Below are 14829 nucleotides of genomic sequence, written 5' to 3'. Positions count from 1 at the left end.
TTAAATAATAAAGGCATGATTCTCAATAAACTTGGAAGATATCGTGAAGCCCTTGACTATTATGATAAGGCTTTAGAAATTAATCCCCTTGAAAAGGTTATACTGGAGAATAAGAAAGAATTAGAAGAAAAAATTGGGAAAAAATAGGAGTATATCAAAGAACGGAAATGTATCAAAGAACGGAGTGTCAAGGAATAATTAATGTGGAATTAGGTTAATTAGAAGTAAACTATCTAATCACAATTGAAATATCCACAATTTGAATATCCCTTGATTCATCTCTTGATTTAACAATCCAATTCGTAATATCTCCTAATTCAGCCACTAACTCGTTCTTTCTAACTTCACCACAATGATCTGAGGCCTTGCAAAAAACCTTAAAGGCACCTTTACAGTTCCTATTCCGTTACTTACTATCATTGTACTGTTACCTGATTCTTTTACCCCTGTGAGATACTTCTGCCCATACTTTGAACCTGTAAATGGTGCCCAAAGTCCGAAAAATGTGACCTGTCCTCCGTGAGTGTGGCCTGCAAACATGAGATCCACCAGCTTTTTATTTAGAAGTGGGAAATAGTCAGGTTTGTGTGAAACCATTATAACAAAATCACTTGAATTTACAGCACCTATGGTAGGTCCCTGGTACGGAATATCCGTGTCAAGATCTCCAACACCACCTAAACGAATTCTTTGACCGTTCTCTTCAATCCAAAGCCCTTTGTTACCTATGTAAGTGATCCCTGCATTTTCCATTGCAGCTATAGTTGCATTGTACGGGTCGTTGTTTCCAAGAACGCCGTAAACTCCAAGGGGGGCCTTGAGTTTAGAAAGCTGAGAGAAACATGGTTGAATGTATGCCGTATCATCGGTCACATAGTCCCCTCCAAGCAGAACCATGTCAGGATTCAATGCATTCACCTGATTTACAAGACTTCCAACTCTTTCGGCACTGAAAAACTGGCTGCAGTGAATGTCAGTTATAAATACTATTGTTTTACCGTTGAACTCCGCAGGAATCTGATCCGACTGAATCGTAATTTCCTTGGTTTCAATCATGTATGGTTCAATAAAATAACTGTAGGCAAGCGCAATTGCAAATAAGAATGCTATGATAATGACTATCTTTTTAAACATGTTTAAACCTGTATTTAACTTGAACACCCATTTTTGGGTATGCTTAAATTTTAAGCACTTGAAGGATTGTATAATGTCTTAAATTCATATTCATTACTTTAAAACGTTTATTACTTCTTAAATTTTTTAAAATATTTTAAAATTAGACTTATTGATTACACTATTATTAAATGGTGTGGTTGGTTTTAAATGGTATTATTTATAAAACAAAAAAACAATTTAACATGTTAAATTTCACTTATAAGATCAGATAGCTGTTGTAAATTTTTAACTTCAAAACACTCAGCCCCTGCATCTTCATAGTATGAAACACAGCTGTCAGCAACATCCCATTTACTTTTAGATTCCCGGCAAAAAATGCCACAGCAAATGTATGTTACCAATCCAACATATTAATAAAAGAACAGCCATGATATCTGTTTTAGTATTTACTGATTGTTTAAAAGGTTTTTATTCTTATTTTATAACTTTAAACAAAACTATAACTTAAACCGACATTAAAAGTTACTAAATTAAATAAAAAAATGATTTAGGATTAATTAAAGCAATATTTCTTAATTGTTAACTAATCCTCTTTGATTTATCAAACAGACCTTACTAATTCCAATGAACGTAACCAACTCAAATTAATTTTTTCTCTTAATTATGGTTGCTCGTTCTTTGAGCAGTGCATTCTGGTCAGTTAAACCAATCATGTTCTCTGGCAGTTCATCTAGATTTTCTCCGTACTTCAACTTATCTGTAACCGTTTTTTGTTTCCTTATGAAAGTTCCAACATGGATATTGAAACCAAATGGCAAATTATCCTTACATACATGTTTTATGCTACTTATAATCTCTTCACTTTCAATTTCCATTAAAACCCTGCCTGTTTTAACTTGCAAATCAATTTCTTCACCTTTGATTGTTATGATTCTACGATCTGGATGTCCACTTTCTGCGGGAGGAAGTCTCTGTCCCTGTAAAACCATTCTTTTTACACCTTCAATTTCCTCAAGATCCCTCAATAACTTCTCAGTTGTGTCCGCACTCAAATATCTGTGGGGAAAAATTTCAATGTCCATTTAACACACCTCTTATTTCATTATTCATGTTTTTAATAATTTAATTAAATTTGAATAATAATATTTATTCCAAATTGTAACAATTCAAATGTTTCTTAATACCGCCACAATGGATGATACCACACACACAAAACCTGCAACCAGTATAATGGCACTGATTGAGCTTGAAAGCAGTGCATGTCCTGCTGCAAGTACAGCTCCATTGTAACCGGCCATACTCAGTTGCAGGGTTAAAGCCACAGTTGCAAGTGAAATTCCAATGGCCATTGCAAGGCTTCCTGTTGTGAACATTACAGTTGATGCGGTTGCAGTCCTTTGAGGGGGAAGAGCACTCATTGTCTCGGTACCGTTAGGTCCATTGTACAATCCTCTTCCAACACCCCACAAAGCAAATGACAGCATAATAAGAATTATGTTCATTTTTGAGAATGCATAAGCCATTAAAAAGAATGCAAATGCTGCTAAAATCACTCCAGATGCAGCTGCGTATTTTTGGTGGTGTTTATCATAGATCCATCCTCCAAGTGGAGATGCAACCACCATAATTAACGGTACCATCAAAAACAATAGACCTACTTGTGAGGGGTTGTAACCCATAACTCCCTGGAAGTAGAATGGTCCAAGGAAATTTGCAACAGCTATGGCCATGTTGAATAGCATCATGCTCAGGATTGCAAGTGTGAACAGTTTATTTTTGAATATGGATAGATCCAACAATGGTTTTTCATATTTTGATTCCTTTAATATGAATGCCAAAAGTGAAAGTAAACCCAGAACACCATAGATCGCTAATTGAGAAGTTATCTTAATTCCACTTTGAAGTTCGCTGCAGAACATCAAAAAGGAGGTTACAAAAACTATTAAACTTAAAGCTCCTATCCAGTCCATTTCAAATCTTTCAGAAGTTACTTCAGGAATTTTAAGGTATTTTAAAGCAAATATAAAGAGCAGAATACCAATTGGAACATTTATTAAGAACATATAATGCCATCCCAATAATTCTGTAATCAAACCCCCAATTACTGGACCTAAAAGTGCAGCTATAGATGTAACTGCCCCCAAGTATCCCATTACCCTTCCCCGTTCTTCAGGCAATGCTACCAGAAATATAATCGCACCCCCAACTCCAAGCACCATTGAAGCCCCTGCAGCTTGGATAAGACGGAATATTGTCAGTTGGTCAAGATTCGTCGCAATTCCACATGCAAGGGAGCTTACGGTAAAAAGGGAAAATCCTGCAATGAACATTTTTGTCTTTCCAGTGTATTCCGAGGCCTTTCCAAGGGGTATGAATAAGCCGGTCATTACAAGGAGGTATCCGGTTATCACCCATTGGGATTGAGTGATGTTAACGTTGAGTGATGTTGTGATGTTAGGGAGAGCTATGCTTACCATGTAAGCATCCAAACTCGACATGAATATGCCTATAAAAACTATAAATAGAATTATGCGCCGATTTTTATAGAGATTATCCTCTAAATTTAGTTTTTTCTGTTTTAATCCTTCCATTTAAATCTTCTCGATTGATTAATAAATTTCAACACTTTTTAAAGTAATATGCCTGGTTTTGAACAAATATATATTCTTAACCATTCTTTCCAGAAACCATTTCTTTCCAGATATTTACCATACTAAACCCATGGTTATATTATGACCAATGGTTATTTAATAACCGTTAGTTTGTAGTATATATAATTTTTCATATACATTTAGTAAAGTAAAAAGGTGAAGTTAACACTTATTCACTGTATATATAATCCAGTGCATCGATAAATCCATCAAAAGTCAATATAAAAACTAATATTTATTATAGATTCCCAAACGCTTGTGAAATTTTGAACACACATGAGGGTATTTTCTTTCTGATTCTTGTTTTAGTTTTTCAATTATTTCATCCTCCAGTTCCTTTGTTCTTGATAAAGATACAGAGAGGGTGTTTTCATAGATAGATGCTCTTATATCTTCTTTACCAAAATTAATATCGAACTCGACCAATTTTAAGTCCTCCATATTCGTCAACACATCCCCTAAAACATTCTCAGAAAATTTTAAAAATTTTCCTTCCTCTGCCAATAGAGTGTTTTCTTCTGTTTTGATCCTTCGAATTAAAAATGGAGCACATCCCTCAATCGTTGCTGTTTTTCGGTTTATCCAATATAAAGTCATTATTAGCTTCTTTTTGGCATCCATATCCCTATTTATTTCTACAGATCGCATTTCATTCCTCCTTTATTCAAGTTGTGAAATTTTAATGACCTTTAGTAATAATATTACCATCAGTCATTTTATAACTGATGTTTAATTCTTTATATAGTTTTTGTTTCAACTATCTTTAAAATCAAACATTTTAGAATGTGGAACTTTTGAAAACAAATCCAAATTCCACATGAAAAAAAATAGGAAAAAATTAGAAAGTTGGTTCAATACACTTATATCAACTTGACTTGGTTAAAATATCAAGATCTTGATAAATTCGGATTATTCTCTGATCATTGAGATTTTTTGATATTTCCCAGCATTTGATTCAACAAATCAATTGTATCAACTACAAATTTCTTTTGATGAATACTTTGTTTCTCAAGTGCATTTTTAAGATCTGGGCGCATATTAAGAATATTCTCAGTGATCAAGATTACTAAAACTGCAATTTCTGTTGGATCAACATCAGAACATATTGTTCCATCAGCCATTCCTATTTCTACCGATTCATAGACCGTTAAAAACATTTCATTTTGTAGTTTCATAACCTCATTTGAATATGAAATATCTGAATTGGAAAAATCAAAGGGAATATTAACAACTCCATTTGATTGGCTAATAATTTTTTTCATATAGTCATTTGTTAATATATTTTTTAAATCAAATTTTCCGGACTGGAAATAGTTGTAGATCTTAAGATAGTCAGGATAATTTTGAGCAAACTCAAAGTATGCATCTAATAATGCACCAAGTTTTTCAATACCCTTTTCAAATTTACTAATTTCCTGTTTAATAATTTCATTTAAAATTATGGTTCCACGCAGGACAATGGAAAAAAACAGTGCTTCTTTATTATCAAAGTAAAGATAAAGAGTTGCTTTACTAAGCTCTGCTTCTTTGGCAATATCATTCATGGAAACACCATCATAACCCTTGGAAAAGAATAGTTTCTCAGCTGCGACAGTGATATCATTTCGCCTCTGTTCCCTTTCTCTTTCCCTCCGGCTCACACTTGACATAAATTCACCTGCCACTAAAACATACATTTATTATTTTACTTTAACTTTTCCAAATAATAGTTTTTTATATCTCTTGTATATTTTAAATTATATATTTTGAGCCTTCACAAAGATCTCCAGTTAATTAAATCTCATTAAACCAGATACGATCTATTCATATATTTTATGCAGTCAATTGAAACTCGATGTAATCCTTCAGCTTTTGGGGGAATTAAAAAACCTTAAATTAAATCTTCTTTTTATTAAATCTTCTTTTTAAAAGAAATTCTTGGAAGAATTTATGGTACAACCAAAACAGGAGATTTAGATTCTCTTACCACTCTTTCTGTAACGCTTCCCAGCATGAATCTGTCCAGACCGTGCCTTCCAGATGCTCCCATAACCACCAGATCAATACCCTCTTCATCAATGGTCCTAAGTATCTCAAGATATGGTTTTCCTTCCTTGATTTCAGTGGTTAGATTGATATTTTCACATACTCCTTTACATTGATTATCTTCTAAATCTTTTTTAAATTTTTCAACAGCTCTACGGCCTTCTTCCCTTAATTCATTGTAAAGGTTTTCCCTGAAATTGGGCATAGTCGGCATCCTCGGATAATATGGTTCCACCACATTTAAAACAACAATATCTGCTTTACTGACATCTGCAATCCATATAGCATGTTTTCCAGCCCGTTTTGCATTTTCTGATCCATCGGTGGGTAAAAGTATTTTCCTGTACATTTATTCACCTCTCATTTTGGTTTATTTAAGTTTTTCAGGGATTTCTAAACCCTAAATACTGAAACGGAATATGGAAAAATAGGTGTCAGACCTGTTGATTGGGTGGTGAATTCAAATTTTCCACCAAAAACATGACCCCACCGAATCGATTTTACCAACCAGATGCAACCTACCAATCAAATGAAACATATTTTAGAGAGTCTTTTAGATTCTTGAATTTTTATTACAATCTTATTTTGAATTTTTTAAATTCTTTATTAACTTTATAATATGACACTTGATCCATATTAAAAATACGAAATACAATGAACATATTAACAAAAAAAATATAAAAAATAATTTTTAATTTAAAAGCATGATAACTTCTTAATAACAAAAATATATTCATGAATTGGCATAATTTAAAACAGTAAAAAAAAGGAGCTTCAAATGTGCTAGCCATATCCACAATTTTCTTAATTATATTCATAGTACTTGTTTTATCGGCAACATGGGTACTATGGACATTTATTGTAGGCGCAGGTTGGCAGCCTGCTTCTAAAGAAGTCGTGAAGAAGATGCTGGATATTGCTGATGTCAGTTCAGAAGATATTGTCTATGATCTAGGGTCTGGCGATGGCAGGATTGTACAAACGGCAGCCAAAATGTACCATGCAAGAGCTGTGGGAATAGAAATAGACCCATTACGTGTGCTCTGGTCCATGATGGCAGTATCAGTATTCAGTCTTCGAAAACATGTGAAAATTGTTTGGGGCAATTTTTTCCACCAGAACCTGAGTCCTGCAACTGTAGTGACCCTGTTTTTATGGCGAGGAACGAATCAACGGTTGAAACAAAAATTATTAAAAGAGGTTAAGCCCGGAACTCGGATTGTTTCGTATTACTGGACATTGGGAGGATGGAAACCAGTTAAAGTAGATGAAAAATCACAGATTTATTTGTACATAATTGGGCAAAGCAATCGACACTAACTGGGCAACAATCGACATTAAAACCAGCACCATAACCAGATATGAAACCGAACCATAATCAAAGCCCAAGTATAACAGTTATGATTATGAGTAGATTATATTCAAGTAATGGTTAAATTAAATATTTCGAAGTTAATTTGGAATATAATAAGATGATAATAACCAATCTAAAACAAATTGATTATCCCTGCAAGAAATAGCTGTGCAAAAATAGACCATCTTGAATAGATCAAATTCTAACAAAAAAATAAAAAAGGTTTAATCAACAGTTTGCTTTAACTGTTGACTTGCTTTCATATTATTCATTTACTCCAAACATTTTTGGATTGAACTATAGTACGTTCCTTTAAGATTGAGCTATAGTACATCCATATTTAATGTTGGCTGTGTTTCTGAAATTCCAATTAAATCCCCATGTTGCATATGGAACATTTACCCATGAACCATTCAACAAATATTGGACAGATCTGTGTCTCGATGAAGAGGATGTAGAGTACTGTTCTATCCTACAGGTAATATTTGCTGCAGATAAACGCTGGAACAAATAAGCACTCATAGCCCAACAGTCACCGCGACAACATTTTGCAATACCTGAAGCTGTACTGATTCCACTGCAATATCCAAATTTTGAAGCTGTCCTCATAATCTGATTGAATGCTGCTTGATTAAAAGGAGTGTCAGTTCTGAACCGGGTCACATAACCCCCTGCATTGTTACCAGCTAAATCCGTTACACTGCCTGTATGTATGAGCAGAACATAGTTAGTTTCTTCACTTAGATTGCTGAGTGGTGTTACTGTTAACACGTTACCGCTGATAGAAGTTTTGATAGGTACGATTGTTCCGTTACTGTCTTGGAGTTCTATCCAATTACTGCCTGTTTTTATTGCCTCGCTGAAGGTGACCTTAATCACCTTGTTTAGAAGAACATCAACAGCTTTGTTGGATGGATCTGAACTTTTTACAGTGGGTGCAGTACCGTCAGTTGTGAAACGGGTTACATAACCAGCTACATTGTTACCAGCTAAATCCGTTACACTGCCTGTGTGTATAAGTACTGTGTATTTAATTCCGTTAGTTAAATTGTTGTTTGGTGTTATAGTTAACACGTTACCGCTGATAGAAGTACTGATAGGTACCAGTGTTCCGTTACTGTTTTGAAGTTCTATCCAATTACTGCCTTTTTTTATTGATTCATTGAAGGTGACGTTGATCACCTTGTTCACTTGAACATTCACTGCGTTGTTGGATGGATCTACTGCTGTCACATGAGGAGCACTAGAATTGGTGGAATTTACATTTGAGGCTGCTGCATCACTTAAATTAAGTAATGCCACCCCACACAAGAGAAACATTGCCATAAATAATTTCCACTTAATTATACCGCCTCCATGTCTTTTTGTCCTATGAATTAAAGCCATAGAACCTTAGACACTATAAGATGGTAACATTAACTTTGCATATAAATGTTTTTATTTTTTTTTCAAAAAAAGACCGTCATAAAGTCGTGTTTTGAATTTAAGGCCCTCTATGAAGTTTTTAAATTCACCACTTTGGTATAAAACTTATCTATTCCATCTTTTAGTAAAATAGCTTATCTTAAACCTTATTTAATCAAAAAAAGCCTATTTAATGTTTTTATGTAGATATGATAAAGGTCGTATTACTAAACTAAAACAAGTAAAGTTTCTTTATACGTGAATATGGATTTTAAGTAAGTAAAAGAGGATATAAATGATTTTTAATCGTATAAATGTGATTTAAATAATATTGGAGCTTTTTTTTGTTTATGGTAAAATAGACCGTTATTTCCAAAAATAGCAGCTTTCGATACCAAATTTAAAATTGATGCTCTATGAAAAATAATGTATTCACCTAATTTTAATAAGACAGTTACAAGAAACACAAACAGTACAAACAAAAGAAAATCAGAATATTATGAACAGGGAAAGAAGAGAAAAACTATTAATCCTTCCATTATGTGAATAGTAGTGAAATTTCCCATCTTATAATATTATTTCTTAATCGATTTATTCTACAAGTTTAAACTAACATCTGTGTTTAACTGCAAGTAATTAATTGTAGATTTTGAATAAAGAAATAGTTTTTCCAGAATTAAACCAAATTCAGACCTTATTGCACTATTATATATTACAAAATCAGCTTTTTTTATATACTGACTTTCAAATAATTAAGTAGATGTGAATGGCTGAATTTTGAAGTTCGTTTGAAAGATTGAAAGATAAAATTTGCTTGAAAAGATAAAGAAATACTTAAAACCATAATTTAACAAATGGGAACAAGTAACTAAAATAAATTAACAGAATTTAATATAAAAATATAAATGTTTAAATCAGGAGGCAGGAACATATGCAATTATTTTTCATTGTAGGAGCTTCAATATTATGGATATTGTCTATTCTCTTAATATATACTTCAACAAAAGTAAGAAATGAAAAGAAACAATCCACACATTTAACGGCAATTTTTAGTTTTATTATCGGCTTAATTGCATTTTATATAGGAATTATCTAGTCTCCTTATTCAAAATCTTTAAATCAATTCAAAATAATAACTTAAAAATTATTTAAGTCTAAAAATGCCAGTAAACTCTTTAATGAGCAAAATTCAATTTTATTTGCCCAGTGAACTTATTGCCCTTAACTTTCCAACCACCTCTACAAGGGCATCTGCCACAGCATCAATATCTTCCATTGTGTTGTAACGACTCATTGTAAGTCGAACTGAACCGTGAGCCCTTTCAGGATCCCCACCTATCCCTAAAATAACATGACTGGCTTTAAGGGAACGATGAAAACATGCAGATCCTGTGCTCACTGCAAATCCTCTCATATCCAGATGCAAGGTTATTGACTCTCCCTCCACAAATTCAAAGGTGATATTTGCATTTTGAGGAATTCTTCTTTTTGGATGACCATTTAAAGTTGTCTGAGGTATTTCAGACATGATTCTACTGATAACATGATCACGCATCTCTTGAATCTTTTTGTTTTCTTCAGGAGTTACCAGTTCAACTGCTTTGGCAAACCCAACCGCCCCAGGGATATTTTCAATCCCTGCACGTTTGTTAAATTCCTGAAATCCTCCGTCAACCCATTTTTTAATTGGAGTTCCTTTACGGATGTAAATAGCACCTATGCTACTGGGACCGTGGATTGTGTGGGCTGAAATTGAAATCAAATCAACTGGCAATTTTTTAACATCTATGGGGACTCTGGTGAATGTATGGGTAGCATCTGTGTGAAAAATTACATTTTTTTCATGACAAACGTGGCCAATGGCTTCAATATCTTGTATTGTACCGATTTCCTGGTTTGCATGCTGTATTGAGACCAGAATAGTCTCATCGGTGATGGATTCTTTGAGGTTTTCCACATCAACCAGGCCGTCTTCATCAACGTCAAGGTAGGTTACTTTAAAACCCTGGTTTTCCAGAGTTTTTGCACTGTTCAAAACTGGGAAGTCTTCAATTTTAGATACAATTATATGTTTACCTTTTTTGTCACCCAAAGCCATTGCAACTCCTTTTAAAGCCATGTTGCTTGATTCTGTGCTGCTTGAGGTGAAAATTAATTCTTCTTTCTCAGCTCCCAATGCATTGGCAATTGTCTCCCTGCTTTTATCAAGAGCTTCACTTGCCTCAATACCCATAGAGTATCCTGTTTCTGAAGTGGGTATTGCATAGGTGTCAAAGAAATATGGTTTCATTTCTTCTAAAACCCTTTCGTCCAGTCGCGTCACTGAAGCATTATCCAGATAAATATATTTTTTATCCTGCATCTTATCACCCCTCTAAATTCAGCCTATTAAACACCTGCTAAATTTATATCTAAATTCAGTCCACAACATGCCTGCTAAATTTTATATGAATAAAACTCGTACAACTCACAATTTATATAAACAAAGTTATTTTTGATTCTCGAGCTTCGTGTATGTAAGTACCCACTGCACCGTACTCATCTATGAGATCATCTCTGAGTTCCTCTTTTTTGACTCCCATAATTTCCATGGTCATTTCGCAGGCTATGATCTTGCCTCCAAGTTCTTTGAAATCTTGTATGAGCTTTTCTAAGGATGCAACATTTGCTTTTTTCATCCTACTATTTATCATGGATTTGCCAATGCCCAGCATGTGCATCTTGGATAAGGACCCCTTCTCAAGCCCACCTTTTTTAAGGCGTTCCAAACCCCAAAAAGTGAAATACAACGATGCTTCCATTCCCATTGAAAGTGCACCGTTAGCTACGATAAGAGCACTGTATATTTTATCCATATCTCCACTGTGAACTATAATGGTGGCTTTATCAAGTTTATTAGTTTCATCAGCCATTTTTTATCCTCCATTTTAAGTTCGTATCCTTTACTTGCGGATCTTAATCCGCCACACCCCATCTTCTTCTTTGACATCTACCAATTCCATGCCCAACGCTTCAACTGCCATGGGTATTTCTTTCTTGGAAGCAGGGTGAGTTCCTATGATCTCTATTATATCCCCTTTTTCTGCTTTATTTAGTGCTTTTCGGGTTTCAATTAATGGTACAGGGCATGTTTCACCCTTAACTTCAATTTTTATTTCAGTCATCGAACACCACCAGATATATGAAACTTAAATACTTAGATCATTATTTATGTTTAATATGTTCTTAACCGAAGATAAGTTTTTAGGTAACTTTTTAAGAGCAGAAAAACATTCTTGGGTTTGTGATCATGCTAAAATCACTTATGCTTCTTTATAACTCATTATTTAGAAACTAAAGGATATCGTGCAACAGAGATTGCCAAGGATAAACATATCTCCAGTTAAGAAATTAAAATGATTAAAAAGCAGTGATATTCTGCTTTTTGAATTAAATTGTTTGGAAATTACTCAATTTCATATGGAATTACTCAATTTTCTAGGAAATATTCAGTTTAAGTTTATTTTCAGTTCCATTCCCGGGCTTAAATTTGTGGTTGATTAATTAGAGATTAAAGCCCCGGATATGAAACCTAGAATGTCCATAGTTTCTTTCTATTTCAATTTTTAATTACAACACATCTCGAGCACCTCTCAAGGATTTATTCCTATATTCTTCGATTGAAACTTCCTCCGATTTGGACTTTAAACTTTTTATTCACAGTTACACATTTTTTAACACCTCTGAAGATGTAATATATTTTCTTAAAAGGAAATTGGACTTAATCCAAAATCCAATTAAGAATGGTTTCTCATGGCGAAGCATGGACTGCATATTTTGTGGATGATTCTATATTCTCTGCAAATCTGATTTCTCAATATCTAAAGAGATATCAATTTTTCAAGGAACATCGACCTTAATATAACGATCGTTATAATAACTCCACAATATAACGATTGTTATATTTCTATATAAAGCTTTCTCTTTGACATTGCCACCATATAAAAGTAATAAAACTGATTGAAGAGTTACAACATAAGACTATCCAACATAAAACTGATTTACTAATAAAAAAATTGTCATTAGTTTAAGTTGTTAAAAATAATAATATTTTAAACAAATATGTGGAAAACAAGAAACATTAAAGGATAAAATAGATATAAAAAGATGCTCCGGCCGGGATTCGAACCCGAGTCTTTGGCTCGAGAGGCCAAAATGATTGGCCGGACTACACTACCGGAGCAAGATAATTTTCAATACAATCAAAATCACAGACGTTCTACAACTTATGCAATCCTAATTGACAAAGATGTGAACACTAATACAGTAACTTATTTCAACCATATAAATGTTTACATTCCCTGCAGGTTGCGTATTAACTTTAGGCCCATTTATAGATAAAAAATAGGTTATTTAAAAATTTATTTAAATAGAATATTTAACTTTTTACACAACGGATCAAGTTTTTTTGATCCTTATTCTTATTCATGACTAGTTGATATCCGTATAATAATTATTTTAAACTGATTAATTAAAATGATCATATAACTAAAAAATAAATAAAAATAGAATTAAAGATGGTGATAACATGAGATCCGTTTTGCTTTCTTATACTATTGATAAAAATACCCCTTTTTATATAGGGACAATCAAACCAACGATAACCCCTAACGACCAGATTTCTAAGGGGGATGAGTACAACACATACATTATCACCGTTGGAAATCACTGCGGAACCCACATAGATGCTCCACGTCACTTTATTCCAACCGGCAGAAAAATATCTGATTACAGCATTCAAGAGCTTACATTCAACAATCCCCTAATTCTGGACTGTCCTAAAGGCAAAGAAGAGCTTATAAAAATTGAAGACTTGTCTGAAGCTGAACTGAAAGATGTGGACTGTTTGTTTTTCCGCACAGGCTTCGGAAAATACAGAAAAAATGACCCTGACACTTACCTAACATATAATCCTGGAATAGCGCCAGAAGTTATTCCCTGGATAAGGGAGAACTTCAAAAGTATTCAATGTCTTGGTATAGACTGCGTTTCCATTACCGGCTACCAACAGGAAGAATTAGGAAAAACATCCCATATAGCAGCATTTAAAGAAGAAAAAAATTTAGGCGAACCTTTACTTCTAATTGAAGATATGAATCTGGATATAATCTCCAGAGAAGATCAACTAAATGACGTGATCGTTTTACCATGGCAGATAAAAGAAATAGACAGCGCCCCGTGTACTGTGGTGGCCAATATCAAGAAATAATATGGAATAATATTTATTGCAGGGTTTTATGGATTTATGAAACAATTATTTGAATGAATTTCCTTTATTGAATGAATTTCCTACTGAATTTTTATATGAAATAATTTTTTTATTGTGTTAATGTTAAGGGGTTAATATCTCCTAAAAGTTCATTTACTTCTGTAAGTAACATTAAAAGTTTATATCCCTTCTCAGTGATCATATAATCCCCCCGTTCATGGCGTTGGAGGATCATATTAGTATCAAGAAGTTTTTGGATGTGGAACAACAGGTTTCCACCTTTGAGCCCTGTTATTTCAGAAAGAGAAGAAAAAGTCTTTGTTTGCGAAGCCATCGATTTTAAAATTTGAATTCTCTGCTTATTGGATAATGGTTCAAGAACTTCCTTAACCATAATTTCATCGGAAATCTTGGAAATATCCTTTTTCTTCTCATCGTTTGTGCTGTGAACGTGAAGTGAACGCATGAACTTCATCTGTTTATCAAAGATGTCGTAAACTTCAGAAAAACATGCCTCACACTTTTCAAATGGAGCTCCCTCTCTCATTTTATTTAATGTATCTTTAACTTCAGTTATATCTCCTTCAGGAACAGCATCATGCGTCATGAGAGTTGTGTTTGACTGCAGCAAATCTGTGAATTTGGATTTACACGTGTCCCTCATTGAGCATTTTTCCACCATACCCCTTTCAAGGCATGATTCAACATCCTCTGAGACATACCCTGTTATACAGTTTAAAAAATCCTTCTTTAAGTTGGCCATCATTAAATTTAGATATTCCTGATTGGAATTTTCCATCATTCGCTTTATGTCACTATGCATTAGCTCTAACTTTTCTTTTATATCCAAAATTTCTTGATCGTGAATTTTATTTTCAGGTTTCATTACAAACATTTATATCAAAACTTATAATAAAGGTTTCTATCACAACTTAAAAGGTTACTTTTGTGTATAAAAGTGTAGTTTAGTATATTTTAATGACGATCAAGTATATATAGATATTATAACAATGGTTATATGTAAACTTTAC

The 14829-nt window shown here is 33.5% G+C and carries 15 protein-coding genes and 1 tRNA gene (1 of these 16 running past the window's edge); 3 read left to right on the top strand and 13 right to left on the bottom strand.

The features are described from left to right. Nucleotides 1-147, top strand: partial view of a tetratricopeptide repeat protein gene (locus tag MSWAN_RS04020; RefSeq protein ID WP_013825333.1) — the end only. The gene continues 345 nt to the left of window position 1, outside the view; only the last 147 of its 492 coding nucleotides appear in the window; its start codon lies off the left edge, out of view; it ends in the stop codon at nt 145-147. Between the two features lie 177 nt (nt 148-324). Here the strand turns inward: MSWAN_RS04020 and MSWAN_RS04015 are convergent, their stop codons facing one another. The 7 genes from MSWAN_RS04015 to MSWAN_RS03990 all read right to left on the bottom strand — a co-directional run bounded on the left by MSWAN_RS04015 (nt 325) and on the right by MSWAN_RS03990 (nt 6141). Continuing rightward, nucleotides 325-1134 carry a metallophosphoesterase gene (locus MSWAN_RS04015; RefSeq protein WP_013825332.1) on the bottom strand — a complete coding sequence of 270 codons (810 nt, stop codon included), beginning with the start codon at nt 1132-1134 and terminating at the stop codon, nt 325-327. A 227-nt stretch (nt 1135-1361) separates the two neighbouring features. Further along, nucleotides 1362-1517 carry a hypothetical protein gene (locus MSWAN_RS12595; RefSeq protein ID WP_193770646.1) on the bottom strand — a complete coding sequence of 52 codons (156 nt, stop codon included), beginning with the start codon at nt 1515-1517 and terminating at the stop codon, nt 1362-1364. 243 nt (nt 1518-1760) lie between these two features. Further along, nucleotides 1761-2198, bottom strand: a complete 438-nt coding sequence (mcrD, locus tag MSWAN_RS04010; protein ID WP_013825331.1) for a methyl-coenzyme M reductase operon protein D — start codon at nt 2196-2198, stop codon at nt 1761-1763. Between the two features lie 84 nt (nt 2199-2282). After that, a complete protein-coding gene (locus MSWAN_RS04005; protein WP_013825330.1) occupies nt 2283-3707 on the bottom strand; it encodes a DHA2 family efflux MFS transporter permease subunit in 1425 nt (474 codons plus the stop codon). 288 nt (nt 3708-3995) lie between these two features. Then, complete coding sequence (locus MSWAN_RS04000) at nt 3996-4415, bottom strand: hypothetical protein (protein WP_013825329.1); 420 nt, start codon at nt 4413-4415, stop codon at nt 3996-3998. A gap of 272 nt (nt 4416-4687) precedes the next feature. Continuing rightward, nucleotides 4688-5431, bottom strand: a complete 744-nt coding sequence (locus tag MSWAN_RS03995; RefSeq protein ID WP_227716989.1) for a TetR/AcrR family transcriptional regulator — start codon at nt 5429-5431, stop codon at nt 4688-4690. Nucleotides 5432-5694: 263 nt separating this feature from the next. After that, nucleotides 5695-6141 (bottom strand): universal stress protein, encoded by a 447-nt coding sequence (locus MSWAN_RS03990; protein WP_013825327.1) that lies wholly within the window; start codon nt 6139-6141, stop codon nt 5695-5697. 431 nt (nt 6142-6572) lie between these two features. Here MSWAN_RS03990 and MSWAN_RS03985 point away from each other — a divergent pair, with 431 nt between their 5' ends. Beyond that, on the top strand, nt 6573-7112 hold the full coding sequence (locus MSWAN_RS03985) for a methyltransferase (RefSeq protein ID WP_013825326.1): 540 nt from the start codon (nt 6573-6575) through the stop codon (nt 7110-7112). 346 nt (nt 7113-7458) lie between these two features. On the opposite strand, the gene MSWAN_RS03980 is transcribed toward MSWAN_RS03985, so the two are convergent. From MSWAN_RS03980 to MSWAN_RS03960, 5 genes are all read right to left on the bottom strand, one after another. Further along, entirely contained in the window at nt 7459-8472 is a 1014-nt protein-coding gene (locus MSWAN_RS03980; protein ID WP_013825325.1) for an Ig-like domain-containing protein, read from the bottom strand. 1273 nt (nt 8473-9745) lie between these two features. Further along, nucleotides 9746-10912 carry a cysteine desulfurase family protein gene (locus tag MSWAN_RS03975; RefSeq protein ID WP_013825323.1) on the bottom strand — a complete coding sequence of 389 codons (1167 nt, stop codon included), beginning with the start codon at nt 10910-10912 and terminating at the stop codon, nt 9746-9748. A 112-nt stretch (nt 10913-11024) separates the two neighbouring features. Further along, nucleotides 11025-11462: a DsrE/DsrF/DrsH-like family protein gene (locus MSWAN_RS03970; RefSeq protein WP_013825322.1), complete on the bottom strand. Its 438-nt coding sequence runs from the start codon at nt 11460-11462 to the stop codon at nt 11025-11027. A 30-nt stretch (nt 11463-11492) separates the two neighbouring features. Further along, nucleotides 11493-11714, bottom strand: coding sequence for a sulfurtransferase TusA family protein (locus tag MSWAN_RS03965; protein ID WP_013825321.1), 222 nt, complete (start codon nt 11712-11714; stop codon nt 11493-11495). Nucleotides 11715-12697: 983 nt separating this feature from the next. Then, a tRNA-Glu gene (locus tag MSWAN_RS03960) sits at nt 12698-12772 on the bottom strand. Nucleotides 12773-13117: 345 nt separating this feature from the next. Between MSWAN_RS03960 and MSWAN_RS03955 the strand changes: the two genes are divergently transcribed. Beyond that, on the top strand, nt 13118-13798 hold the full coding sequence (locus MSWAN_RS03955) for a cyclase family protein (protein ID WP_013825320.1): 681 nt from the start codon (nt 13118-13120) through the stop codon (nt 13796-13798). Nucleotides 13799-13907: 109 nt separating this feature from the next. Here the strand turns inward: MSWAN_RS03955 and MSWAN_RS03950 are convergent, their stop codons facing one another. Next, nucleotides 13908-14684, bottom strand: coding sequence for a winged helix-turn-helix domain-containing protein (locus MSWAN_RS03950; RefSeq protein WP_048188262.1), 777 nt, complete (start codon nt 14682-14684; stop codon nt 13908-13910). Nucleotides 14685-14829 lie beyond the last annotated feature (145 nt).

Origin of the sequence: Methanobacterium paludis, from assembly GCF_000214725.1 — an archaeon.
Lineage (GTDB): Archaea > Methanobacteriota > Methanobacteria > Methanobacteriales > Methanobacteriaceae > Methanobacterium_C > Methanobacterium_C paludis.
This window is presented reverse-complemented; position numbering and strand designations above follow the sequence as displayed.